Origin of the sequence: Mesorhizobium sp. M7A.F.Ca.MR.362.00.0.0, assembly GCF_004023175.1 — a bacterium.
In the GTDB taxonomy this organism is placed as follows: Bacteria; Pseudomonadota; Alphaproteobacteria; order Rhizobiales; family Rhizobiaceae; genus Mesorhizobium.
The window spans coordinates 15,100-38,813 of the sequence record NZ_RZTF01000022.1; the positions used below are offsets into that span (position 1 = coordinate 15,100).

Consider the following 23,714-nt stretch of genomic DNA (forward strand, 5'->3'; position numbering starts at 1 on the left):
ATGGTCTTTGGCCGGGGCGAGCCCCGCCCGCCGATATCATGCCGGTTTGAAGTCGGTGAACACGGGTTCGCCGTTCGGCTTCAGGCCGGCCACAAGCGTGTCTCGATTCATGATGCCGGTGACCTCATGCGTCAGGAAAACGTAATTGCCGTTCTCCTCCATCAGGTCCTGCAGCTTCTTGTAGATGACATCGCGTTTTGCAGGATCGAGTTCGACCATGCCTTCAGCGTTGAGCTTGTCGAATTCCTCGCTGGAAAAACGCTCCCAGTTCCAGACGCCGATCTGGTCGCGCGTGAACCAAGCGGTCGCCCAGCTCGGGTCCGGCTGCATGGAGAAGCGGCTGATGATCATCTGCAGCTTCTTGTAGTAGTCGCCTTCCTTGGCGCCAAGCGTCCAGAAGGTGCCGCTGTCGTTCTGCTTGATCTCCACAGTGAGACCGACATCCTGCAGGTTCGACTGCACGACCTGCGCCGCGGTCAGCCGCTCGGTCTTGTTGAGGATGTCGAGCGTGATCGTGGTGCCGGCCAGCCCCTCCTTGGCGATCATGTCGCGGGCGCGGTCCGGATCGAAATCGAAGAGGTTCTTCTCGCGATGGCCAGGCAGACCGGGCGCGATGATGCCGGTGGCCGTGGCGGCCGCACCGAAATAGGCTGCGTCGACCACCGCCTTGCGATCCACCGCGTACTGAACCGCGCGGCGCATGTTCGGATTGTTGAAGGGAGCGACATCCTGGTTCATGCCGAGCCAGACAAAGGCCAGCGAAGGCTTCTCGACGACGGTCGTCTTTGGCGGCGGTGTCTGCTTCAGGCGCGAGATCGAGGAGACCGCGGTCCAGGTGTAATCGAGGTCACCCGCCTCATAGCCGAGTTCGGCGGTCTTCTCGTCCTCGATCGGATGGATGTGGATTTCCGCGAAGGCGCCTTGCTCGTACTTCCAGTCGGGATTGCGCACCAGCACGGTGCGCTGCTTGGGCAGCCATTCCTTCAGGATGTAGGGGCCCGACTGGGCCACCGGCTTGACGCCCATCTTGCCACCGAGTTCGGTGATGGCGCGCTTCGACAGGATGGTGCCGGACGGCGTCGGCAAGGTCGACGTCCATAGCGGCGCGAAGGCCTGCTTCAGATGGATCAGGCCGGACAGCTTGTCCTTGACCTCGACCTCCTTGAGCGTCGCCCAGTCGCCGGAATAGGGGCTCTTGTTGGCGGGATCGGCGATGCGTTCGATCGAAAACTTGACGTCTTCGGCCGTCATCTGGCCGTAGCCATCGGTGAAGCCGATATTGTCGCGCAGCTGGAAGGAGACGGTCAGCGGATCGAGCTGCTTGATCGTTTCCGCCGCCATGGGCCGCCAGCTCCAGCTATCGCCCGGCGTGGTGACGACGAGGCCGGCGAAGATGACGCTGGTGATGTCGCCTTCAGGCGCCGCCAGCCGGAAGCAAGGGTCGAGCGTCTGGATGTCGGCGTAGGATCGCACCTTGAGGATCGGCCCGTCGCTCGACCAGGAAACTTTTGGATTGACCATTGAGGCGAGGCCGAAAGCGCCGGCTCCGGCGAGCAAGCTGCGGCGCGAAATCCTGGTGTCGGCTAGAATGGACATGCTCTACCCCTCTGCTGTTTTCGTTGTCTTGTTTTTCAGGCCGCGGGCCATTCTCCAAGCCGGGCCGAATGTACCGGTCCGCTAAAACTGCTAATAATAGACATCTATGTCTAGCGAAAATTTTGCCGGCATGTCCGAATCTTGGATACGGACGATCTTGCGGGAAATCTTGATATCCGATCCGACCCCGCCGCTGCGTCGGCATGGGCAAGCGGCTAAGCGCGAAATGTGATCGCGCACACGGTGCGGCCTGGCCCGCCATTCGGTGGGGCCTGGATCAAGAGCTGGAGCGGAGACGCGCTCTCCGCTACCTTCACTTCCAGATTTCAGCCGCCAGGCGCACGAAATTGCCACCCAGGACATCGCGCACCGTCTGCTCGGACTGTCCGCGGCGGAGAAGAACCTCGGTCAGTTCGCGCATCTGACCTGGAGCCGAGTAGGTAGTCGCCCCCTCTGGATATTCGCTCTTGGGCCAGAATTGCGGGTTGTCGGAAATGATGCGGTCGATGCCTTTGACATCAACCGGAAAGGCGTAGTCCAGCCCGATGCCGACATGATTTGGGCCAGCCAGGTCGACGAGATATTCGATGTGGTCAGCCAGCCTGTCCGAGTCCGTCCGCCCTTCTCCCAGGAAACGATTGAGCCCGACGATCGCGACGATGCCGCCGGTGCGCGCGCAGGCCTTTATCTGCTCGTCGGTGATGTTGCGGCCATGGCCGCACAGGGCCTTGGCGTTGGAGTGCGAGAAGATGACAGGGCGGTTCGAGTATTCCATCACCTCCATCGAGGTGCGGTAGCCGGTGTGGGTGACGTCGACGAACATGCCGAGACGGTTCATCTCGTCGATGACCTCGCGGCCGAACGCCGTCAGGCTGGTCTCGACATCGTGGCAACCGCCGCCGGCGAGGTTGTTCCTGTTATAGGCGAACAGGATCTGGCGCACGCCCAGATGGTGATAGAACTCCACCATCTCGATGCGGCCGTCGAGTGCGTTCATGCCCTCGATGTCGAAGGTGATCGCCAGTTTGCCCTCGAGCTTGGCCTTGCGGATTTCCGCGACCGAGGAGACCAGCGTGTAGTGCTCGGGATTGGCAAGGATCCAGTGGCGGAAATTTGCGAGCGTCCGCACTGTCTGCTCCCAGGGCAACAGGTCGAAGCCGACATCGATTGACAGATAGTCGATGCCGGCGTCGCGCCAGATCTGCAGATTGTTCAGGTCCGCAGCCGGATCCGGCATGAAGCCGGAATGCGCGTCCCATATGATTTCACTGTCGAAAATGGCCTTGGCGGCAGTCGAAACGCTCACTTTTTTCCTCGCTCTCTCGGCAACACCAACAACGGAAGGCCAGATCAAGCGGCGTTCCGGACGTGTGATCCAGATGCAGTGCGCATCAAGTATCAGGCCACAGACACATGTGTCTAGACAGCTCCGAACGGGCCTGTATGGTCGCCGTCGCTGCATGTCGCTCCGACCGGACCATCGGCAAAAGGGAGAACAAGGATGAGCTCAAACGGAAGCCATGGCCGGAGCGATAGCAGGCATGTCGCCGTGATCGGCGGCGGCATTATCGGCTGCAGCGCGGCTTTCCATTTGCTGCGGTCCGGCGTGCGCCAAGTGACGGTCATCGATGCCGGCCAGCCGGGTGCCGCGACCACAAGCGCTGGTGCTGGCTTCGTCTCCCATTGGTCCGCCGGCATGATCCCGCTTGGCGAAGAGGGCCTCCAACTGCAGCAATATGGCCTCGATTTCTATCGCCGGCTGCACGAGGTCGGCGTCGAGATCGGCTATCGGCCGAACGGCACCTTGATCATGGCGCTGACCGAAGATGGGCGCGAACGCTTCGTCCGCCCGGTGCTGGACTCTCCCTATGCGCCGCCGGAAATGCAGGACCTGAACGCCGCGCAGATCGGCCAGAAGATGCAAGGCCTCATCGATCCGGCCCGGGTCCATTCGGCGGCCTACAATCCGCATGGCATCCAGCTCGACACCAAGCTGGCAATGGGTGTGCTGACCGGCCAGATCGGCGAGCTGGGCGGCGTATTCCGCAGCAACACACGCGTGACGGCCGTTCATGATGCCGGCGACCGGGTGACGATCGAGACCGACCAGGGCAGTCTTGAGGCTGACAGTGTCATCGTTGCCGCCGGCGCCTGGAACAACCAGGTCATATCGGGCCTCGGCTGGCAGTTGCCATTGCTGCGCGTTGTCGCAACGCGCATCGTCACCGACGATCGTGGGCTGCCATCGACCATTCCCACGGTCCAGTGCCGCGAATTGCGGCTGTGGCTGCGCGAGACATTCGGCGCCGTCATGTGGGGAACCGGCCGGCACTACAAGCCGCTGTACAAGACGGATGACAGCGAAATTGAGCCCGGCCAGCCGCACAATCTCGAACTGATGCAGGAGACCTCCGAGCAGGAGCTTGCCGAGCTGCAGACGGTGTTCCCGCCGCTACGCGGTTCGACGATCGCGAGCTGGGCACAAGGCGTGCCGTGCTACACGCCTGACAACGGCCTTATCGTCGGCAAGATCCCCGGCAGCGACAATATCGTGGTTGTCGGCGGCGATAATGAGAGCGGCGTCACCCATGGACCGGGGCTGGGCCGGCTCTCCTGCGAACTGGTCCTCGGGCAGACCCCATTCGTTTCCGCGGAGCGGTTCCGTGTCGATCGCTACGCCTCCGATGCCTTCAAGTCGGAAGCCGAAATCGAGGCCGCCATGCCGGCCTGGGGTGCGCGTCATGAGGCGTCGCGGTTTGGCCGCGAGGCCTGATCTGTCAGCTGTCACTGACGCTGACTTGTCAGCTGTCCCCGACGCTGGCTTGTCAGCTGTCGCCGACGCTATCGAGCAGCGCCTGCGCCACCGCCCTGACCACCAGGCCGGCGTTCTTCCTCATGACGATGTGGAAGGAGCCGGCGTGGCGACGCGAGGTCTTCGTCAGCCGGACGAGCTGGCCGCGGCGCAGATGCTCGTCGGCGAACCCGGCCCAGGCGAGTGCCGCGCCGCGCCCGGCGATGGTTTCGTGTATCATCGACATGTAGCCGGTGAACCGAGGTCCGTCGAGTTTCCGGTCGGTTCCGATCCATGATTGCCAACTGTCGATCGCGCCGGGCGGCGTCACCTGATGCAGCAGCGGCACCGCCATGAAAGCCTCGGGGTCTTCCGAGGCGAGCGCCGGATAACGCGCCAGGAACGCCGGCGCGCAGACCGGGTACCATTCACCGTCGAGCAGTTTTTCGGTCACGAATTCGGGCCATTGCCCGGCTTCGCCGAAACGGATCGACAATGCCACTTCAGGCTGATCGAAATCCCTGTAGTCGGTGGATGTCTGCAGCAGCACCCGGCCATCGGCAACCTGCGATGTGATGAGACCGAAGCGCGGCATCAGCCATGCCTGCGCGAAGTCGTGGCTGCAGCCGACCACGAATGTATCGCTGTCGTGCGCGGTCAAATCATCGACCGCTTGCCTGATGGTGCCAAGACCCTCGCGGATCGCTTCGGCCAGCGTGTTGCCGGCCCCGGTGACGGCGACGCGGTTGCCCTTGCGCGTGAACAGCTCGGCCGACAGCTGACGCTCGAGATTGGCGACATGCCGGCTGACCGCCGATTGGGCGATGTTGAGCTCCTGCGCGGCCAGCGTCAGCCCGCCATGCCTGGCGGCAGCCTCGAAGACGACCATGGCGTTCAGCAGGGGAAGCGATGTCTTGAGGGTTTTCACGATCCGAACCTGTCTTCATGCCTTTTCGATATGAAGGTCTATCATTTCTGTATTTGCCGCAAGCCTTTCCGCATCGCACACTCTATCGAAACGTCATCCTAGCGCCAGCGAGCAGAAAGGTGTTTGCCGTGCAGGCCTACACACCGAACAGCCAGCCTATCGACAGAAGCGAGACCGTCAGGCTGATCGACCGGCAACGTCCGGACTGGTCGCTGGAACAGGCCTTCTATGCCGACCCGGCGATCTTCGCGCTGGAACGGGACTTGTGGTTCCCACGCCAATGGATGCTTGTCGCCCATGCCAGCGAGGTGCCTGAAAAGGGCCGCTACATCGTGCGCCAGCTGTTCGACGAAGAGATTATCGTCGTGCGCTTCGGCGACGCCGAGGACGACATCGCGGCCTACTACAATGTCTGCACCCATCGCGGCTCGCGGCTCTGCGCCAAGGATGGTCGCGGCAAGCTTCTGGTCTGCCCTTACCATGCCTGGTCGTTCAGGCTGACCGGCGAACTGCAGTCACGGCAGGATCTACCTACAAGCGTCGATCCGGAAGCGCTGGGATTGCACCGCGTGCCCTCGAAATGTTTCGGTGGCCTCGTGTTCTGCGGCCTCGATGCTAGTTCGCTGCCCGACATCCAGCCTGTCGCGGACGGACTGACGGGCGGCTTGCGCGAAAACGGCCTCGACCGTGCACGCATCGTCGCACGCAAGAACTATCTGACCAAGGCGAACTGGAAGCTGGTGCTCGAGAACTTTCTCGAATGCTATCACTGCCGGCCGGCTCATCCCGAATATTACCGCGTCAACGGCCATGTCAAAGTGACCGCGACCCGCGACGCCGACAAGGCGGTCGAGTGGCAGAACGAAATCGAGGCCTGGCACAGCGTCATCGGCGATGCCGAGTTCCACAAGGGCGCATGGCAAGCAGGCGACCTCGACACGATGCCGTTTGCCATGCACCGCAAGCCGATCGGCTCCGGCCGTAACACGCTGTCCAATACGGGCGAGGGGCTCTCGTGCCTGATGGGTGGTCGTCACGCCTATGATGGCGGCGAAAGCGGCTTTCGCCTCGGACGCCTGTCGTTTGCAAGTGCTGCCAATGATTATGTCACGCTGTTCCAGATGATACCGCGCAACGCCATGGAAACAGACGTCATCCTGACCTGGCTCGTCGACAAGGATGCCGATAACGACATCGACGCCGATGCGATTAGCTGGATGTGGGACGTCACCACGGTGCAGGACAAGAAGATCACCGAGGACAATGCCGACGGCATTATGTCCCGTGCCTACCGGCCAGGCCCCTACACGCCGCTGGAAAGCCAGACCTCGTTCTTCGTGCAGACCTATCTGTCGGAACTGCGTTCGCTAATCACCGGCACGCGCGGCGCGACCGTCAGCCAGTGGTCTGCGCCGAAGGAACTTTTCGCATCGCCGAAGGCGGCGAGCTGCAACACGCGGCTCTGACCCGTGGCCGAAGATGCCTCTTTGAGGCGTCGCATTCCGATGCCATATGATGGTGGCCGACGGAATGTTGCGGGAGAGACAGTTTATGACCAAAGGTTCGGACTTGTTCGTCGCGGCCCTCGAGAACGAAGGGGTCGAACGGATTTTCGGCATTCCCGGCGAAGAAAATCTCGATATCGTCGAATCCATCCGCCGCTCCTCGATCCAGCTGATCCTGACCCGCCACGAGCAAGCAGCCGCTTTCATGGCCGCCACCTATGGCAGGCTCACCGGCAAGGCAGGTGTGTGCATCACCACGCTTGGCCCAGGCGCGCTCAATCTTTCGACCGGTTCGGCCTATGCGCTGCTCGGCGCGATGCCGATGATCATGATCACCGGCCAGAAGGGCATCCTGTCATCCCGGCAGGCGCGCTTCCAGATCGTCGATATCGTCGCGGCGATGAAGCCGCTGACCAAGCTGTCGCGCCAGATCGTCTCGCCGAAGATGATCCCCTCGCTGGTGCGCGAAGCTTTCCGTGTCGCCCAGGAAGAGCGTCCCGGCCCCGTACATCTTGAACTGCCGGAAGACATTGCGGCGGCCGAGTGTGAACCGATCGCGCTGGTGCCGACGCACCCCGTCGAACTGCCGCTGGCCAGCCCGGGCGCGCTTGATCGCGCCGCCCTTATGATCATGGAAGCCAGGCGTCCGCTGTTGATGTTCGGCGCGGCGGCGTCGCGACCGCGCGTGACCCCCGATGTCGCGCAGTTCGTGCTGCGGACGCAAATTCCCTATTTCACCACGCAGATGGGCAAGGGAACCGTGCCCGGCGGCACGGAGCTCTATATGGGAACGGCAGCCCTTTCGGAGCGCGACTATGTGCACGAGGCCATCGAGCAGGCCGATCTGATCATCACCATCGGTCACGACACCGTGGAGAAGCCGCCCTTCATCATGGGAGCGAAGGGGCCGAAGGTCATTCATGTTGGCTACCAATCAGCCGATGTCGAGCAGGTCTATTTCCCGCAAGCCGAAATCGTCGGCGACCTCGGCCCTTCGCTGGCGCTGCTGGCCGACCGCATCGAGGGCAAGATCCCCAACGCGCAGGCCCTGCTGCCGCTGCGCGAAGGCATTCTGAGCCGGATCGCCGCGCGCGCCACCGAAGATCGCTTCACGCCGCAGCGCATCGTGCACGACGTGCGCGCCGTGATGCCGGCCGACGGGATTCTCGCCCTCGACAACGGCATGTACAAGATCTGGTTTGCGCGCAACTACCGGACGCGCATGGCAAACACGATCCTGCTCGACAATGCGCTGGCCACCATGGGCGCGGGCTTGCCGTCGGCGATGATGGCGGCACTACTCTATCCGCAGCGCCGTGTCATGGCCATCTGTGGCGATGGCGGGTTCATGATGAACAGCCAGGAACTGGAAACCGCCGTCAGGCTCAAGCTCAACCTCGTCGTCCTGCTGCTCGAAGACCATGCCTACGGCATGATCCGCTGGAAGCAGGCGGTTGACGAATTTCCGGATTTCGGCATGACCTTCGGCAATCCCGATTTCGTCAAGTATGCCGAGGCCTATGGCGCCAAGGGGACCAGGGTTGCGGAGATCACCGACTTGCGGCCGGTGCTGGAACAGGCCTTCACCGGCGGCGGCGTGCATCTCGTCGTCGTGCCCATCGACTATTCCGAAAACACCAGGGTGCTTGTCGACGAACTGCGCGAGCGGCTGCCAGCGCCGCAGACGCCCTGACGGCAGCGACAAGCCGCCGTCAGGATTGCTTGGGCGGAAGACCCTACACCTTGCAGTAAGACGTCACCGGCTCGATGGTGCCGAAGTCCTTAGCGATCTCGTAGCCGATGCCGTCGGCCGCCGCCTTGCCTACATAGGAATGGCACAGCGTGTGGTTGTTGGTGGCGTCGACACGGATCTTGCCTTGCGGTGCGTCGAACTCGATCGACGGCAGCGCCGCCAGCACATCATCGTCCTTCAACGATCCAGCCTTCTCGGCGGCCAGCGCATAGAGATGCAGGCCGTTATAGCCGGCCTCGCCGATGCCGTTGACCATCTTCTCCTGACCGAATTTCTCGCGGAAGCTCGAGATGAACTTCTTGTTGACCGGGTTGTCCAGCGCCATCCAGTAGGGTTGCGGTGCATAGGTGCCGGCCGCCACGCCGGGCGGCAGCGCGTCCTTGTTGAAGACCTCGTCGAGCGGGGCGATCAGCGGCTGCTTGATGTCGAAGCTGCGATACTGCTTGAGCTGGGTGACGGCGTCGTTGCCGACCACCATCGACCAGACGACATCGGGCTTCAGTGACTTGATCTTCTGGAAGGCCGGGCCGAAATCGGTGGTGCCGAACGGATAGTAGTCGGCGCCGATGATCTTGCCGCCGGCCTTCTCATAGGCCGCCGTGATCGCCTCGGTCATCTTCTGCGGCCAGGCATAGTCCGAAGCCATGACATAGATCGTCTTGCCGAGGTTCTCGGCCACCCATGGCATCATTGGGTCGACCTGCTGCATCGGGATCGGGCCGGTGGCGACGAAGTAGCGGTTGCATTCGCCGCCTTCGAAATTGGTCGGGTAGAAGAACAGCTTCTTGGCCTTCGAGGTGACCGACAGCGTGGCGCTGCGCTCGGGCGAAATGATCGTGCCCATGATCACGTCGACCTTGTCTTCGTTGATGAGCTTGCGCGCCTTGTCGATGGAGCCCTTGGTCGTGGTCTGGTTGTCCTCGATGATGAGCTCGACCTGGCGTCCGCCAATGCCGTTGGCGGCGTTGAGTTCGGCGGCGGCCAGCTTGTAGCAATTGAGCAGCGTCTCGCCGAGAATCGCCTGCAGCCCGGTGATCGGGATCGACAGGCCGACCTTGACGGTGTCGGCGGCGCGCAGGATCGACGGCGCGCCGACGATGGCGAAGGCGGCCGCGGCGCCGCCGGATTTCAAGACAGTTCTTCTGCTTATCATTGTTGTGTTCCCTTCCAGTCCCAGGCGCGCCCCATGCACGCCTTACAAGTCAACAAGCTCCCAGGCGCGCTTCAGGCGCGCTCTATAGGGCCAACAGATCCTTCAGCAGGGTCTCGTCGGCGAGGGTCTCAGGCGCACCTTCGTGGACGATCCTGCCCTTCTCCATCACCAGGCAGCGGTCCGATGCCTTGAGAACGAGATCTAGATTCTGCTCGACAAGAATGATCGCGATGCCGCGCTCGCGGGCGATGCGCGGCACCAGTTCGGCGATCGACTGCACGATGTTCGGCTGGATGCCTTCCGAGGGTTCGTCGAGCAGCAGCACCGACGGCAGGCCGCATAGCGCGCGACCGATCGCCAGCATTTGCTGCTGGCCGCCCGAAAGCGTGCCGGCGACCTGCGCTTCGCGTTCGCGCAGGATTGGAAAATAGCCGAAGATGTCGGCCGGAATGCCGCCGTCGCCACGGTCCTTGGCGGCGCGGGTGCCGACTTCCAGGTTTTGCCGCACCGTCAGCTGGTTGAAGATCCCGCGCCCCTGCGGCACATGCGCGATGCCTGCGCGCGCACGGCGGAAAGCCGGCGCGTTGGTGAGATCCTTGTCTCCGAGAACTACTGCCCCGCCGCTTGCCCGCAAGCCGCCGGCGATGACGCGCAGCAGCGTCGTCTTGCCTGCGCCGTTGCGGCCAAGCAGGCCGACGACTTCGCCGGACGCGACACTGAGGTCGATGCCGTTCAGCACCGGGAGCAGGCCGTAGCCGGCCGAGACGGCAAGTGTCCGCAGCATGATCAGCGCCTCCCCAGATAGACATCGCGGACCATCTCGTCGGTCTCGATGTCATGGAAAGGACCGCTGCGCAGCCGGCGTCCCTGATGCAGCACCAACGTCTCGCAGTTCAGCGCCCGCACGAAGCGGATGTCGTGCTCGACGGCAACGATCGAGAACTCGCCCTTGAGGCGCAGCAGCATCTGCGCCGTCGCCAGCGTCTCCTGCGGCGTCATGCCGGCAGTGGGTTCATCGAGCAACAGCAGGCGCGGCTCTATCGCCAACGCCATCCCGATCTCCAGCCATTGCTTCTGGCCATGCGCGAGCTCGCCCGCCAGCGTGGCGGCACGGTTACCGAGCGCGACCAGTTCCAAGAGTTCACCAACCGGGCGCACTGGCGAAGGCGCGCCCCAGCGCGCGACCTTCAGATTGTCCTCCACCGAGAGGTTCGGGAAGACCGAAGGAATCTGGAATTTGCGGGCGATGCCGAGCCGGGCGATGCGATGCAGCGGCAGTCCGGCAATGTCGTGGCCGAGGAAGCGCACGCTGCCGCTGGTCGGACGCAGCGTGCCGGTCAGCACGTTGAGGAAAGTGCTCTTGCCAGCGCCGTTCGGCCCGATGATGCAGCAAAGCTCCTTGTCTCGTACGGTGAGGTTCAGAGCCTCCAGCGCCTGCAGTCCGCCAAAGCGGATACCGACATTTTCAGCCTGCAGCAGGATGTCGCTCATTGCGCGCGCCTCCTGCCCTTGAACAGGCCTTTCAGCCGCGCGTAGATCGACAGGATGCCATCCGGCAGGACGAAGACGATGATGACGAAGACACAGCCGAGGAGAAGGGGCCACAGGCTCGGGTTGAAGCTGCTGATCGTCTGCTGCGCGCGCTGAATAAAGATGGCGCCCAGTACTGGCCCAAGCAGCGTGCCGCGTCCGCCGACCGCCACCCAGACGATAACTTCCGTCGACAGAAGCAGCCCGGACAGATCGGGTGCCACCAGCCCTGCCATGCAGACATAGAGGGCGCCGGCAAGGCCGGCGATCGCCGCCGACAGGACGAAAGTGACAAGCAGCCGCAACGGCGCATTGTGGCCGAGCGCGGCCGCCCGGATTTCATTGTCTTGAATGGCGGTCAGCACCGTGCCCCAGCGGCCACGGCTGATCGACCAGAGCGCCAGCACCGTCATGGCGACGATGGCCGAGACGAAGATGTAGCTGGGCAGATCCTGGCTGAGATCGACGTGCAGCCCGCCAAGATCGAACTCGATCGGCGGGATGCCGATCAGGCCGCTGTCGCCGCCGGTAACCGAGCTCCAGGAGACCGCGGCCTGCTGGCAGATGACGCCCATGGCCAGCGTGACGATGGTGAAATAGCTGCCACGGATGCCGCCGAAGAACAGGAAGTAGCCGATGATGGCGGCGACGAAGGCCGCACCCGCCACCGCACCCATGATGCCGAGTAAGCTTCCAAAGGGGATGGCATCATTGAGTGTGACCAGCGCCATGATGTAGCCGCCGATGCCGAAAAAGGCGGCGTGGCCGAAACACAGGATTCCGGTGCGGCCCCAGAAGAAGTCGAGGCTCGCCGCGAACAAGCCGAAGATCAGCGCGTCGCGGATCACCGTCAGCTGATAGCCGCCGGCAAAGAACGGATAGATGATCGCGAGCGCCACGCAGGTGGCGAAGATCAGCAGCCAGTTGCGATCACGGGCGATCATCGCGACGCTCCGTTGAACAGACCGTTGGGCCGCAGACGGACAGCGACGATAGCAGCCAGCAGCACGATCGCCTGCGCCAGCGACGGCGAGATCTGATAATTGAGGATGCTGGTCAGCCCGCCGACGAAGACGCTGCCGGCGACAAGGCCGCCAATCGAGCCGACGCCACCGACGATGACGACGAAGAAGGCGTTGGCGAGATAGTTCACCCCCATCTGCGGCAGCACGATCGCCAGTGGCGCGACCAGTCCGCCGGCAAGCCCGGCGATGGCCGCGCCGAAGGTGAAGGCAATGGCGTAGGTACGCCGCGTGTTGATGCCGACGCCCTCGGCCATCTCGCGGTTCTGGATGACGGTTCGGATATCGAGGCCGAAGGGCGTCCGGCTGATCAGCAGGATGACGCCGAGCAAGGTCAGCATGGCGATGCCGATCAGGATCAGCCGGTAGGCCGGATAGACGGTGAAGACGAGATCGAGCGTGCCCTCGATCGGCGGCGTCACCGGCTTGGCGCCGAGGCCGAAGGTCAGTTCCAGCCCTTGCTGCAGGATCAGGCTGACGCCCCAGGTGGCGAGCACGGTCGAGACAGGCCTGGAATAGAGATGGCGGATGATGGCGAATTCGAGGATACAGCCGACCACCGCGCCGGCGATGGGCGCCGCAGCCAATCCCAGCCAGAACGAGCCGCCCATGCTCTGGACGAAATAGACCGCGAAAGCACCGACGGTGACGAACTCGCCATGCGCCAAATTGGTCACGTTCATCAGCCCGAAGCTGATCGCCAGCCCGAGCCCGACCAGCATCAGGATGCTGATCAGCGTCAGCGCGTTGAGCAGCGTGGTGATGAGAAAATCCATCGCGTCAGGCCGCGCTTGCGAGACGTTGGCGCAGGCCGGCGAGCAGCCCCTCCGCGGCATCGATCGCAGCAGCCTGGTGTGGCTGCAGATCCTGCCCAGCCCACTCGTCGATATGGTCCGACAGCGGATCGACCACTTCGGTACGGTGATTGGCCAGCGTCTCGATGACGGCATGGCCGCAGAACGGCACATAACCTTCGGAGTAGCCGCCCTCATGGGTCATGATCAGGCGTCCTTGCGATGTTTCCGCGGCCAACGCCACCATGCGCGCGGCGAGCCGCCTGAAGCATTCGCTGTTGAGCATCATGCGGCCGAGCGGATCAAAGCCTGACGCATCGAAGCCGGAAGCGACGATGACGAGGTCCGGTCTGTAGGCGCGCAGCGCAGGTGCGATGACGCGGTCGAAAGCCGCTTCATAGGCGCCGGTGCCGCTGCCCCCCGGCAGAGGTATGTTCATGTTGTAGCCTTCGCCGGCATCTTTCCCGTTGTCGGCCAGCGCACCGCGCCCGGTCGGGTAGAGATTGTCCTGATGCAGGGAAATGGTCAGCACCGACGGGTCGGAATAGAACACCGTCTCGGTGCCGTTGCCATGGTGCACATCCCAGTCGACCACCGCGGCCCGGCCAAGCAGGCCTTCATGCTGCAGCCGGCGGACAGCGACGCCGATGTTGGAGAACAGGCAGTTGCCCATCGCCTGGTCGGGCTCGGCATGGTGCCCCGGCGGCCGCGCCAGCGCATAGGCATTGTCGACGCGCCCTGTCAGCACGGCGCGCATGGCGGCATAGGTGGTGCCGGCCGACAGCAGGGCGATATCGAAACTGTTGAGACCGATCGGCGCCTGCGGCCCGGCGAAACCGGAGCCCCGCTCGCTGAGCATGCGGATATCGTCGACATGGCGTTGCGTGTGGACGCGCAGCAGGTCCTCGACCGAGACCGGTTCGGGGATGATCGGGACGAGATGGCGCGACAGGCCGCTGACCTGGATCAAATTGTTCAGCCGGCGCTTCGAGCCGGGCGATTCCAGATGGCGGCCGGGTTCCACGAAACGGCCGGGCGGCATCATGTCGGCGCTGGGGCCGGTGTCGTGCCACATCAGCTGTTCGTGAAAAACGTAGCCTGTCGCCATCCGCAGCGTCCTCTGAAAACCAGGTGACGCTAGCAGGCTAACGATTACGTGGCCCGACCCGAAAGAGGGGCTGTGCCAGATGTCTATGCCCCTCCTTTCGGAGGGGTATGGGCGCCTGCGGACCCTTGCGCGGCGCGCACGGCCTGGACCCGGTTGGTCACCGCGAGCTTGCCGAAAATGTTCTTCAGATGCCACTTCACCGTGGTTTCGCTCACCGACAGCGCAAGGGCGATATCGCGATTGGACATGCCCTCGGCGAGATAGCGCAGCAGTTCGGCCTCGCGCTGGGTGAGCTGTTCCTTCTCAGCGGCTGGTGCGGCCAGCTTGCGCGTCGCCACGGGCATCGCCTGCGCGGCATCGATGATGCGTGCTGCATAGGCTGACAGCGCGGGATCGGTCTTTGCCTGAGCCGCACGCAGCCGCATCAACCCTTCGACGACAGACCTTCCCTCGTCGACGAAGGAACGGATGAAGCCTGACGGCTGGGCAAGACGTAGTGCTTCGAGGAGATTGCGGTCTGCCTCGCGTTGGTCGTGGGCAGCGCTGGCAGCCTTGGCGTCCAGGATCAGCGCCAATATATGGCGGCGCATGCGCCCGCTGTCTCTCGTGCGCTCCAGCAGCGCGTCGAAAATCCGCGCGGCATCGGCATAGGATTTCTCGGCCGTCAGCAGGCGGCCTTCGGCGAAGAACTCGAACTCGTTGGCTGTGGTGATGGCCATCGAAGCCTCGGTCCCTTCGCCGCGATGCTCGGTCAGCAGCGCGCGCGCCTCGACATTGCGGTTCTGGTCGAGCAGCACACGTATGCGGTCATGCACGATCATCGATGCCAGGCGGCGATAGACGGTGCCGCGCACGCGTTGATAGATGCGCTCAAGCATATCCAGTGCCGCTTCGGTGCGGCCGGTCAGCTGCAGCACGCGGGCATAGGTCGGCACGCTGGCCAAGGGATAGACGATGACCGCCGCGCCTTCGATCTGCGGTCCGAGATTCTCGACCAGCGTCAACGCCTCGCCCGACGCATTGGTCTCGTAGGCGAGTTCGGCAAGCAGCGTTCCGGCTAGGGCTTCGGCATAGGAGTTTGCACCGATCCGCGCCCTGGCCTCGATGATGGCGTTGCGCAGCAGCCGCTCTGCGGCGGGCAGGCGGCCCGCCGAACGCTCGATCACGGCCATGTAGCAATTGGCGATGGTGACGCCGAGCAGGCTGCCGCTTCGCTCGTGCGCCCGTCGTGCCGCGTCGATGGCGGCGCGGGCACCTTCGAGGTCGCCCAGCGCATAGAGGTTGTAGCCTATGACGTTGGCGGTCGCGCCCTCCATGAACCAGGCATCGGGCGCAATGACGCGCAGGGCCGCAAGGGCTGTGTCGCGCGCCTGATCGAACTGCTCCAGCGTGCTGTGCACGGCAGCGGCGAGGACCACGAGCTCGGCCTTTATCGTCGTGCCGGTCATGGTGCCCGGGTCACTGCCGTCGGCCGGTCCGGCCTCGACCAGCTTGCGCGCGTTGCTAAGCGTCTGCTGCGCAATCTCGGGTTGGCTGCTGTGCACCGCCAGCCACAGCACGACGAGTTGCAGCCGGATGCGCTGGTCAATCAGCGTCCTCGGCAGCAGCGCAAGCAACTGACGCACATAGAGGAGCTGGCACTGGGCGATGAGGTCGAGCGCATTGTTCTCGACGAACACCGCCGCGCGGGCATGGTCGCCGGCGGCCAACGCGTGCCCGATCGCCTCTGTCAGCATCCTGCGTTCGCCGAACCATTCGGCGGCCGCCAGATGCAGCGGCGCGATCATCTCCGGTTCGCGCCGCTCCATTTCGCGGCTGAGGAAATCGCGGAACAGATGATGGTAGCGGAACCAGCGCCGTTCTTCGTCGAGCGGCACCAGGAACAGGTTGCGCGTCTCGATCTCGGTAATCGCCGCCTCGGCATCGGCCGTCCGCATCACCGCTCGGCAGGCCTCGGCACTGAAGCGTTCGAAGATCGAACTGTAGAGCAGGAATTTTGCGATTGCCGGCGGCAGTTCCAGGAACACTTCGCCCATCAGGAAGTCGGCGACGTTTCGGTTGGCGCCGGTGAAGTTGCCGATGACGGTTTCGGGTGCATGTGCGGCACTCAGCGACAGCGAGGCCAGTTGCAGGCCGGCGGCCCATCCTTCGGTGCGCGAGCACAGGGTTTCCACCGCACCGCTGCTGACGCTCAAGCCCAGCTTGTCGTTGAAGAAGGCTTCCGCTTCTGACGAGGCGAAGCGCAGATCGTCCGGGCCGATTTCGAAGACGTCGCCAAGCACCCGGAGCTTGCCGAGCTGCAGGTCGGGCAGGCTGCGCGAGCCGATGACGAAGGCGACGTTTGCCGGCGCCTGCCGGGTCAGACGCTCCATGAACCGCTTCACCGCCGGCGCCTCGATGGCGTGGTAATCGTCGAAGAACAGGGTGATGTCGGCCTGGCGCGCCGCCAGACCCGCCACAAGTGCCGAGAGCACGACATCGAGCTGGGGGATCGGGCTCGACTGGAAGGCAAGATCGAGTTCCGCCGGACTCTGGACCAGTTGGCGCAGCGCGCCCACCAGATGCGACAGGAAGGCGCCCTCGTCATTGTCCGTCGCTTCGCAAGACAGCCAAGCGGTCAGCCGACCGTGGCGCGCGACTTCCGCGGCCCATTGCGCCATCGTCGTCGATTTACCAAAGCCGGCGGGCGCGGCGAACAGCACGATGCGCGTGTCGATATGGCGCTCCAGCGTCGACAGGATGGTCTCGCGGCGAACCCATCGGCGATGGTGCGGCGACGCTTGGCTGACGGATTGCGGGGCTGTTCTCATCTAGGTCCGCGCAACTTGTCGCTTTTCCGGGGAAAGCGCGGCTCCCTTGCCATTGCTCCACTCCGTTTCGATCAGCGGAATCTGCGGTGCGGCATCGCGCGGCAAGGTTCCCTTGATCCGGGGATCGTCGACGATCTCAAATCCGGTCGCGAAGGGCACGAACCCGCAGGCACTGTAGAACCCGATGACAGTGTGATGATCGAAGCTGCTTGTATGCAGCCAGATGCGGCTCGGGTTGAGACACCATGCGAGGTCCAGTGCCCCGGCCATCAGCCGTTTGCCGAAACCCCTGCCGGTCAGGAACGGGAACAGGCCAAAATAGATGATCTCGATCTCGCTGCTGTCGGCGACGAAGAATTCGACCATACCGAGATGGGCGCCGGTCTCGTCATGGCCGTAGTAGAGATGCTGGCGCGGGTCGGCGAAATGCTCGGTGATTTCGGCATCGGACATTTCGGAAACACGGTCCCAAAGCCAGGGCGCGCCGATCTCGAGGAAGATCGCCCGATAGGAAGCGCAGTCGGGCGTCGTGATCCGTGTCATGGCCAAGGGGTGCGCGAGATCGGGCTGCGGCGAGCGCGCCTCCATCCACGTCACCGCATTGGCAAGCTTGCCCGCCGGCAGGCGATGGTAGCCAATGGCGAGATCGGTGATTTCGGCCGGCATCGTGTCTTCGGTGATCAACGCATTCCTCGTCATGTCTTCCAGAGATAGCAGTATCGGCATGCTGCATCCGATGCCAACTCCCCAAGACCATGGCAGCATCGAACGGCAAGTCCTGGACTGAAAGTTTGGCGCGTACGCCTCTTGCATTTCACAGGAATGGCATATGAGATATGATACACCACCCAGAAGAAAGTGAAATATGATGCCTGAGCGGATTGCGGATGAGGCCATTCTGAGCGCGGTCGATGACGGCTTCGCCCGACAGGTCGCGTTTCTGCAAGACCTCGTGCGGTTTCCATCCCATCGTGGCGAGGAACACGCTGCGCAGTCGTTCATGGCGTCCGCCTACGAGGCGGATGGCTACGCGGTCGACATGTGGCGCGTCGATGTCGATGCGATTCGCGACTTGCCCGGTTTTTCACCTGTGGCGGTTTCCTATGATGATGCCTTCAATGTCGTTGCCACGCACACTCCGAGCACCGCGACCGGCCGCTCGCTGATCCTCAACGGCCATATCGATGTCGTGCCGACCGGACCGCTCGACCGCTGGGTGCGCGATCCCTACGATCCGGTGGTCCAGGACGGCTGGATGCAGGGCCGCGGCGCCGGCGACATGAAGGCCGGCCTGTCCGCCTGTCTCTATGCGCTGACCGCCTTGCGCAGCCTTGGCTATCAGCCGGCCGCGAACGTTTACCTGCAGTCGGTGGTCGAGGAAGAGTGCACCGGCAATGGTGCGCTTGCCTGCCTGCAGCGCGGCTACCGCGCCGACGCCGCCTTCATTCCCGAACCGCTGGAGCCGAAGCTGATGCGGGCACAGGTCGGGCCGATCTGGTTCCGGGTCGAGGTCGACGGCGATCCGCAGCACGCGTCGGGTGCATTCTCGGCCGGCGCCAATGCCATCGAAAAGGCCTTCGTCATCATCCAGGCGCTGAAGCAGCTCGAAATCGTCTGGAATGCGCGCAAGGTCGACGACAAGCATTTCCATGATCACCCGCACCCGATCCGCTTCAATCTCGGCAAGATCGAAGGGGGCGAATGGACATCGAGCGTTCCGGCGCGATGTGTCTTCGAGATGCGCGTCGCCACCTATCCCGGCCAGAGGCTCGAAGACGCGAGAGCCGAGCTCGAGGCCTGTATCGCCGAAGCGGCGCGTGCCGATCCGTTCCTGGCCAATCGTCCGCCGAGCCTCACCTACAACGGCTTCATGGCCGAAGGCTATGTGCTGGAGGGTGCCGACGAGATGGAAGCCGTACTGCGCCGCAGCCACACCGCCGTCTGGGGCGAGCCGCTGACGGAGCACGTCACCTCGGCGACCACCGATGCGCGCTTCTTCGGCCTCTATGCCGACACGCCGGCGATCGTCTATGGCCCGATCTGCCGCATGCCGCATGGTTATGACGAGGCGGTCGATCTCGACTCGGTGCGCAAGGTCACCCAGACCATCGCGCTGTTCATCGCCGACTGGTGCGGGCTTGAACCTATCGAGGCTAAGCCATGAATGCGGCCGTCCCCGATGCGTTCGGCGAAACACTCGCCGAGGACGCGCCTGATGTTTCGGCGGCCGAAGCGCTTGCCATCCTGCGCCGGCACTACGGGCTGACCGGCACCGCGCGTCCGCTGCCTGGCGAACGCGACCACAATTTCCACATCCAGGCCGACGGCGAGCGTGAGTTCGTTCTAAAGATCTCCCATCCGGCGGAAGAGGCCGGCTTCACCGATTTCCAGAACAAGGCGCTCGACCACATCCTTGCAGTCGACCCCACCTTGCCGGTTCCCTCGGTGCGCAAAAGCCTTGAAGGCGAAGCGCAATTTGCGGCCAGTGTTGGTGGATCGGCGCCGCGCATCATCCGGCTGGTGACTTATCTGCCCGGTCAGCTGCTGTCGCGCTCGCCGACTTCCGATGCGCAGGATCGCAATCTCGGCGTCTTCCTCGCCCGCCTTGGCCGGGCGCTGCGCGGCTTCTTCCACCCGGCCGCTGGCAACGACCTGCTCTGGGACATCCGCAAGGTCGCCAAGACACGGCCGATGATGGCGCATATCAGTGATCCGAGCCGGCGGGCGATGGTCGAGCGCGCGATCGACTCCTTCGAGCAGCATGCGGCGCCGGTCATTCCCACCCTGCGCGCGCAGATCGTTCACAACGACATGAACTCCTACAATGTGGTGATGGACGCGTCGCGGCCGGAGATCGTCAGCGGCATCCTCGATTTCGGCGACATGATCCATTCGCCGCTGATCTGCGACCTCGCCATCGGCGCCGTCTATCGCTGGCCGGCGCAAGGCCATCCGCTGGCGCCGGCCGCGCGCTTCGTCGCCGGCTATCAGTCCGTGCAGCCGCTCGAGGAGGAAGAGATCAGCATTCTCTTCAATCTGATCCGTGCCCGCCTTGCGCTCATCGTCAATATCGCCAGTTGGCAGGCCGAGCGCTTCCCGGCCAAGCGCGACTATGTGCTGCGCCTCGCCACCGAGGTCTGGGCCTCGCTTGAAAAGCTGGATGGTCTGTCATCCACCGATGCCCGCCGCTATTTTCTCGACAGTTCCAATCCGGAGTAAATGCTCGTGTCCCAGTCCTCGCCATATCCTTCAAATGCCGACGCGGCTGCATCGGAGCGCGCGCTGCTCGAGCGCCGCGCCAGGCTGCTCGGGCCGACTTACCGCGCCTTCTACCGCAACCCGATCCATCTGGTGCGTGGCAGCGGTGTGTGGCTCTACGATGCCCAGGGTCGCAGATTCCTCGACGCCTACAACAACGTCGCCTCGGTCGGACACTGCCATCCGCGTGTCGTCGAGGCGCTGTCAGCGCAGGCCGCCACGCTCAACACACACACGCGCTATCTCAGCGAGATCATCCTCGACTACGCGGAGAAACTTCTCGGCACCGTTCCGGCCCATCTCGGCCACGCCATGTTCACCTGCACCGGCAGCGAGGCCAACGACCTCGCCATCCGCATCGCCCAGCATTCCAGCGGCGGCACCGGCGTGATCATCACCGACTTCGCCTATCACGGCGCCACCATCGCGACGGCGCAACTGTCGCCGGCGGCGGTCGGAGGTAAGGGCGTGCCCCCGCAGCACCGCACCGTGGCAGCGCCGGACACGTTCCGCGACCATGGTCGGGCCGCGCATGATTTCGCCAGAAATGTCGCGGCCGCCATCGAAGATATGCGCGCAAAGAATATCCGGCCGGCCGCATTGCTTCTCGACTCGGCCTTTTCCAGCGATGGCATCTTCTTTCCGGATGCGGCGGTAATGCGCGAGGCGGCCGACCATGTAAAAAAGGCCGGCGGCATCGTCATTGCCGATGAGGTCCAGTCTGGCTTCGGCCGGCTCGGCCAGGGCATGTGGGGCTTCGCGAATTACGGCGTCGAGCCCGACATCGTCACGATGGGCAAGCCGATCGGCGATGGGCACCCGATGGGTGCCGTGCTGGTGCGGCCGCAGCTTGTCGCCTCCTTCGGCTCGAACACCGGTTACTTCAACACTTTTGGCGGCAATCCGGTCGCTGCCGCCGTCGGCCTCGCCGTTCTGGAGGTGATCGAAGGTGAAGGACTGATCGAGAATGCGCGCAATGTCGGCGCCTATACGGCTGAGCTGCTGCGCGCCCTGCAGAGCCGGCATGGCGCGGTCGCCGATATCAGGCACAACGGCCTCTATTTCGGTGTCGAGCTGACGGCGGACGGTGACGAGGCGCTGGCCGCCACCAAGACATCGGCGGTCGTCGAAGCCATGCGCGAGGACGGCGTGCTGATCTCGTCCTGCGGTCCGCACGGCAATGTGCTGAAGATCAGGCCGCCACTGCCGTTTGCCAGGGACAATGCCGAGCAACTGGCCGAGACGCTCGATCGCGCGCTGTCGAACTGGTGATCGGGCCGATCGCATGCTGAAGCTCGAACATCAAACCCTGAATGACCGCGCTTATGGCGCGCTCAAGCAGGAGTTGATTTCAGGCGGCTTCAGCCCGGGGCAGACGCTGGTTATACGCAAGCTCGCCGAGACGTTCGGCATCTCGACCACGCCAATCCGCGAGGCGCTGCAGCGGCTTGTCGCCGAGCGACTGCTCGAGATGCAGAACAACCGCTCGGTCATCGTGCCGTTGCTGTCCGCGCCTGCCTTCGAGGAACTGACGCGCATCCGTATCGCCGTCGAGGGACTGGCGGGCGAGATGGCGGCGACCAGGATGAGCGAAAGCGGACTGGCTGACATACAGGCGACGCTCGCCGGCATGCAGCGTGCCATCGAGGCCGGCGACGCCAGGGCCTATCTCTCGTTGAACGAGGCGTTCCACTTCGCCATCTACCAGCATGCCGGCGCGCCGATCCTTTTGAACATGATCCGCGACCTCTGGGGGCGGGTTGGGCCTTATCTCAAGCTGCTGATGCAGGCCGATCGCTACATCCCGCACTCCAACGACGCGCATCGCAAGATCGTCGCCGCACTGGAGCAGCGCAGCGGCCCCACTGTGCGGGTCTTCATAGAAGAGGACATCGCGATGGCGGCCGCCGTGCTGTCGGCAAACCTTGACGCTGCCAGGTAGCCGTCGGCCTAGCTCGTCCCGTCCAGCCGGTCGCGCAGCATGCTCCAGCCGAGCAGCATGTTGGGCGCGTGCCGCAGCAAGGCATGGAACGGGATTGGCGCCGGCGGCGCAGAGGGCAGCGGCAGGTCGCGGGCCTCGGTTCCAGAGGCCCAGTCCGCCAGCACCTTGCCCATCGCCGTGGTCATGGCGATGCCGCGGCCGTTGCAGGCGCGTCCGGCGATCAGGCCTGGGCCGAGGTCGATCAGGTGCGGCAGGAAATCCGGTTCGACCGCGGCCATTCCCGACCAGCTGTAGGCAAGCGGCGGCAGGTCGGGCAGGTCGAGATGTCGCCCAAGCCTTCGCCAGATCGTCTGTGGTACGCGCGTATCAGCACCAGCGCCAAGGATGTTCATGCCGCCGCTGATCAGCCGGTTTTCGGCGTCGAAGCGGAAGGTGAACAGATTGCGTCTGGTGTCACCGACACCTTGCCCGCCGGGAAGCAACCGGCTGCGTACTTCACGAGGCAATGGCGCTGTCGCGATCTGGAAGACTTTCAGCGGGAAATAGGTTCGCTGCAATGACGGATTGAAGGGCCAGCCATAGGCGTTGGTGGCGATCAGGACCTTGCCGGCGCGTACTGAGCCAGATGGGGTTTTCAGCATCCAGCCATCGGCTATGCGATCAACCGAGGCGACGCGCGTCTGCTCGAAGATCTTCGCGCCTGCTTTCTCCGCAGCGTCGGCAAGCCCGCGCGCATAGGCGACCGGATTGAGCACGCCGCCGCAACGATCCATCCAGCCGCCGACATAGCCCGGCACGCCCGTCAGGGCTTCGATTTCCTGCCGATCCAATGTGACTGCCGGCCGGCCAAGCTGTGCCCATTGCCCGGCACGTGACTTGACCTTCTCGAAGGCGGCAGGCGAATGCGCCGGCTGGATCCATCCGTTCTGCACGGCGTCGCAGTCGATGCCGTGCTGCCGGATCAGGCGGAAGACCAGGCCGGCGCTGCCGGCGGCGAAATCGATCAGCCTTTCGCCGCGCGACGGTCCGAGATGGGCCAGTATGTCGACTGGATCCATTTTGGCGAAGTTCGGCACGACAAAGCCCGCATTCCTGCCGGTCGCACCCCAGGCGATGAATTCGGCTTCGAGAACGGCGACGGAAAGGCCTTTCCCCGCCGCGTGCAGCGCGGTGGAAAGACCGGAAAAGCCACCGCCGACGATGGCCAGGTCGACAGCGAGCCCGCTCTGCAGCGCCGGCCGCTCGCGGCGGTTGCGGCTGACGGCATGCCACAGCGAAGCGCCATGCGTTTCCCGCCGAACCGTGGCATTCATGACGGCGAAATGCTCCTGGCCGTCGCCGCCTTCGCCCGCTTACCTAACCAGGACCGCCGCGGTCTGTCGCCGAATAGGCCGTTCGGCCGGATCAGCAGTATGACGCAGAGCATGACGCCGATGGCGGCGATCTGCAGCGCGGCGGCGCGAGCCTGCTGTTCCGGCGGGAAGAGGATGCTGGTCAGCGTGCCCGATCCGGCCCATATCGCCC

The 23,714-nt window shown here is 63.9% G+C and carries 19 protein-coding genes and 1 pseudogene; 7 read left to right on the top strand and 13 right to left on the bottom strand.

From position 1 onward, the window contains the following. Positions 1-36: 36 nt before the first annotated feature. Entirely contained in the window at positions 37-1,596 is a 1,560-nt protein-coding gene (locus EOC06_RS05425; protein WP_128307268.1) for an ABC transporter substrate-binding protein, read from the bottom strand. 313 nt (positions 1,597-1,909) lie between these two features. After that, a complete protein-coding gene (locus EOC06_RS05430) occupies positions 1,910-2,902 on the bottom strand; it encodes a dipeptidase (protein WP_128307269.1) in 993 nt (330 codons plus the stop codon). Positions 2,903-3,097: 195 nt separating this feature from the next. Between EOC06_RS05430 and EOC06_RS05435 the strand changes: the two genes are divergently transcribed. Further along, on the top strand, positions 3,098-4,369 hold the full coding sequence (locus EOC06_RS05435) for an FAD-binding oxidoreductase (protein ID WP_128307270.1): 1,272 nt from the start codon (positions 3,098-3,100) through the stop codon (positions 4,367-4,369). 52 nt (positions 4,370-4,421) lie between these two features. On the opposite strand, the gene EOC06_RS05440 is transcribed toward EOC06_RS05435, so the two are convergent. Beyond that, positions 4,422-5,315: a LysR family transcriptional regulator gene (locus EOC06_RS05440; protein ID WP_128307271.1), complete on the bottom strand. Its 894-nt coding sequence runs from the start codon at positions 5,313-5,315 to the stop codon at positions 4,422-4,424. 128 nt (positions 5,316-5,443) lie between these two features. Here EOC06_RS05440 and EOC06_RS05445 point away from each other — a divergent pair, with 128 nt between their 5' ends. Next, positions 5,444-6,781 (top strand): SRPBCC family protein, encoded by a 1,338-nt coding sequence (locus EOC06_RS05445; RefSeq protein ID WP_164898473.1) that lies wholly within the window; start codon positions 5,444-5,446, stop codon positions 6,779-6,781. Positions 6,782-6,866: 85 nt separating this feature from the next. Further along, positions 6,867-8,513 carry an acetolactate synthase large subunit gene (locus EOC06_RS05450; protein ID WP_128307273.1) on the top strand — a complete coding sequence of 549 codons (1,647 nt, stop codon included), beginning with the start codon at positions 6,867-6,869 and terminating at the stop codon, positions 8,511-8,513. 43 nt (positions 8,514-8,556) lie between these two features. On the opposite strand, the gene EOC06_RS05455 is transcribed toward EOC06_RS05450, so the two are convergent. The 8 genes from EOC06_RS05455 to EOC06_RS05490 form a co-directional block, all read right to left on the bottom strand. Next, a complete protein-coding gene (locus EOC06_RS05455; protein WP_128307274.1) occupies positions 8,557-9,726 on the bottom strand; it encodes a substrate-binding protein in 1,170 nt (389 codons plus the stop codon). An 82-nt stretch (positions 9,727-9,808) separates the two neighbouring features. Continuing rightward, positions 9,809-10,510, bottom strand: coding sequence for an ABC transporter ATP-binding protein (locus tag EOC06_RS05460; RefSeq protein WP_128307275.1), 702 nt, complete (start codon positions 10,508-10,510; stop codon positions 9,809-9,811). Between the two features lie 2 nt (positions 10,511-10,512). Further along, positions 10,513-11,217, bottom strand: a complete 705-nt coding sequence (locus EOC06_RS05465) for an ATP-binding cassette domain-containing protein (protein ID WP_127327022.1) — start codon at positions 11,215-11,217, stop codon at positions 10,513-10,515. Continuing rightward, positions 11,214-12,200: a branched-chain amino acid ABC transporter permease gene (locus EOC06_RS05470; RefSeq protein WP_128307276.1), complete on the bottom strand. Its 987-nt coding sequence runs from the start codon at positions 12,198-12,200 to the stop codon at positions 11,214-11,216. Before EOC06_RS05470 ends, EOC06_RS05465 begins: the two co-directional genes overlap by 4 nt. Beyond that, the gene (gene urtB, locus EOC06_RS05475) at positions 12,197-13,054 is read right to left on the bottom strand and encodes an urea ABC transporter permease subunit UrtB (protein ID WP_127270111.1); all 858 of its coding nucleotides are present in this window, start codon (positions 13,052-13,054) and stop codon (positions 12,197-12,199) included. Before urtB ends, EOC06_RS05470 begins: the two co-directional genes overlap by 4 nt. A 4-nt stretch (positions 13,055-13,058) precedes the next feature. Further along, entirely contained in the window at positions 13,059-14,180 is a 1,122-nt protein-coding gene (locus EOC06_RS05480; protein ID WP_128307277.1) for a class II histone deacetylase, read from the bottom strand. Positions 14,181-14,263: 83 nt separating this feature from the next. Next, the gene (locus EOC06_RS05485) at positions 14,264-16,990 is read right to left on the bottom strand and encodes a LuxR C-terminal-related transcriptional regulator (RefSeq protein ID WP_128307278.1); all 2,727 of its coding nucleotides are present in this window, start codon (positions 16,988-16,990) and stop codon (positions 14,264-14,266) included. Further along, positions 16,991-17,716 (bottom strand): GNAT family N-acetyltransferase, encoded by a 726-nt coding sequence (locus EOC06_RS05490; protein WP_245469346.1) that lies wholly within the window; start codon positions 17,714-17,716, stop codon positions 16,991-16,993. A gap of 142 nt (positions 17,717-17,858) precedes the next feature. Here EOC06_RS05490 and EOC06_RS05495 point away from each other — a divergent pair, with 142 nt between their 5' ends. Genes EOC06_RS05495 through EOC06_RS05510 form a run of 4 tightly spaced genes read left to right on the top strand, consistent with a single transcriptional unit; the run spans position 17,859 to position 22,190 of the window. After that, complete coding sequence (locus EOC06_RS05495) at positions 17,859-19,154, top strand: ArgE/DapE family deacylase (protein ID WP_164898475.1); 1,296 nt, start codon at positions 17,859-17,861, stop codon at positions 19,152-19,154. Then, the gene (locus EOC06_RS05500) at positions 19,151-20,209 is read left to right on the top strand and encodes a phosphotransferase (RefSeq protein ID WP_128307280.1); all 1,059 of its coding nucleotides are present in this window, start codon (positions 19,151-19,153) and stop codon (positions 20,207-20,209) included. Before EOC06_RS05495 ends, EOC06_RS05500 begins: the two co-directional genes overlap by 4 nt. Beyond that, complete coding sequence (locus EOC06_RS05505; RefSeq protein WP_164898476.1) at positions 20,210-21,520, top strand: aspartate aminotransferase family protein; 1,311 nt, start codon at positions 20,210-20,212, stop codon at positions 21,518-21,520. It abuts the gene before it with no gap. Positions 21,521-21,533: 13 nt separating this feature from the next. Then, positions 21,534-22,190 (top strand): GntR family transcriptional regulator, encoded by a 657-nt coding sequence (locus EOC06_RS05510; protein ID WP_127327028.1) that lies wholly within the window; start codon positions 21,534-21,536, stop codon positions 22,188-22,190. An 8-nt stretch (positions 22,191-22,198) separates the two neighbouring features. Here the strand turns inward: EOC06_RS05510 and EOC06_RS05515 are convergent, their stop codons facing one another. After that, positions 22,199-23,503: an FAD-binding oxidoreductase gene (locus EOC06_RS05515; RefSeq protein WP_128307281.1), complete on the bottom strand. Its 1,305-nt coding sequence runs from the start codon at positions 23,501-23,503 to the stop codon at positions 22,199-22,201. Then, positions 23,500-23,714, bottom strand: a pseudogene (locus EOC06_RS05520) (branched-chain amino acid ABC transporter permease); the annotation flags it as partial. The pseudogene EOC06_RS05520 and the gene EOC06_RS05515, both read right to left, overlap by 4 nt.

Coding starts and splice junctions, on each gene's coding strand:
- EOC06_RS05515 (WP_128307281.1), bottom strand. CDS start 23,503: ATGAATGCCACGGTTCGGCGGGAAACGCATGGCGCTTCGCTGTGGCAT.
- EOC06_RS05480 (WP_128307277.1), bottom strand. CDS start 14,180: ATGGCGACAGGCTACGTTTTTCACGAACAGCTGATGTGGCACGACACC.
- EOC06_RS05510 (WP_127327028.1), top strand. CDS start 21,534: ATGCTGAAGCTCGAACATCAAACCCTGAATGACCGCGCTTATGGCGCG.
- EOC06_RS05465 (WP_127327022.1), bottom strand. CDS start 11,217: ATGAGCGACATCCTGCTGCAGGCTGAAAATGTCGGTATCCGCTTTGGC.
- EOC06_RS05470 (WP_128307276.1), bottom strand. CDS start 12,200: ATGATCGCCCGTGATCGCAACTGGCTGCTGATCTTCGCCACCTGCGTG.
- EOC06_RS05450 (WP_128307273.1), top strand. CDS start 6,867: ATGACCAAAGGTTCGGACTTGTTCGTCGCGGCCCTCGAGAACGAAGGG.
- EOC06_RS05495 (WP_164898475.1), top strand. CDS start 17,859: ATGCCTGAGCGGATTGCGGATGAGGCCATTCTGAGCGCGGTCGATGAC.
- EOC06_RS05505 (WP_164898476.1), top strand. CDS start 20,210: ATGCTCGTGTCCCAGTCCTCGCCATATCCTTCAAATGCCGACGCGGCT.
- EOC06_RS05490 (WP_245469346.1), bottom strand. CDS start 17,716: ATGCCGATACTGCTATCTCTGGAAGACATGACGAGGAATGCGTTGATC.
- EOC06_RS05500 (WP_128307280.1), top strand. CDS start 19,151: ATGAATGCGGCCGTCCCCGATGCGTTCGGCGAAACACTCGCCGAGGAC.
- urtB (WP_127270111.1), bottom strand. CDS start 13,054: ATGGATTTTCTCATCACCACGCTGCTCAACGCGCTGACGCTGATCAGC.
- EOC06_RS05435 (WP_128307270.1), top strand. CDS start 3,098: ATGAGCTCAAACGGAAGCCATGGCCGGAGCGATAGCAGGCATGTCGCC.
- EOC06_RS05460 (WP_128307275.1), bottom strand. CDS start 10,510: ATGCTGCGGACACTTGCCGTCTCGGCCGGCTACGGCCTGCTCCCGGTG.
- EOC06_RS05425 (WP_128307268.1), bottom strand. CDS start 1,596: ATGTCCATTCTAGCCGACACCAGGATTTCGCGCCGCAGCTTGCTCGCC.
- EOC06_RS05485 (WP_128307278.1), bottom strand. CDS start 16,990: ATGAGAACAGCCCCGCAATCCGTCAGCCAAGCGTCGCCGCACCATCGC.
- EOC06_RS05455 (WP_128307274.1), bottom strand. CDS start 9,726: ATGATAAGCAGAAGAACTGTCTTGAAATCCGGCGGCGCCGCGGCCGCC.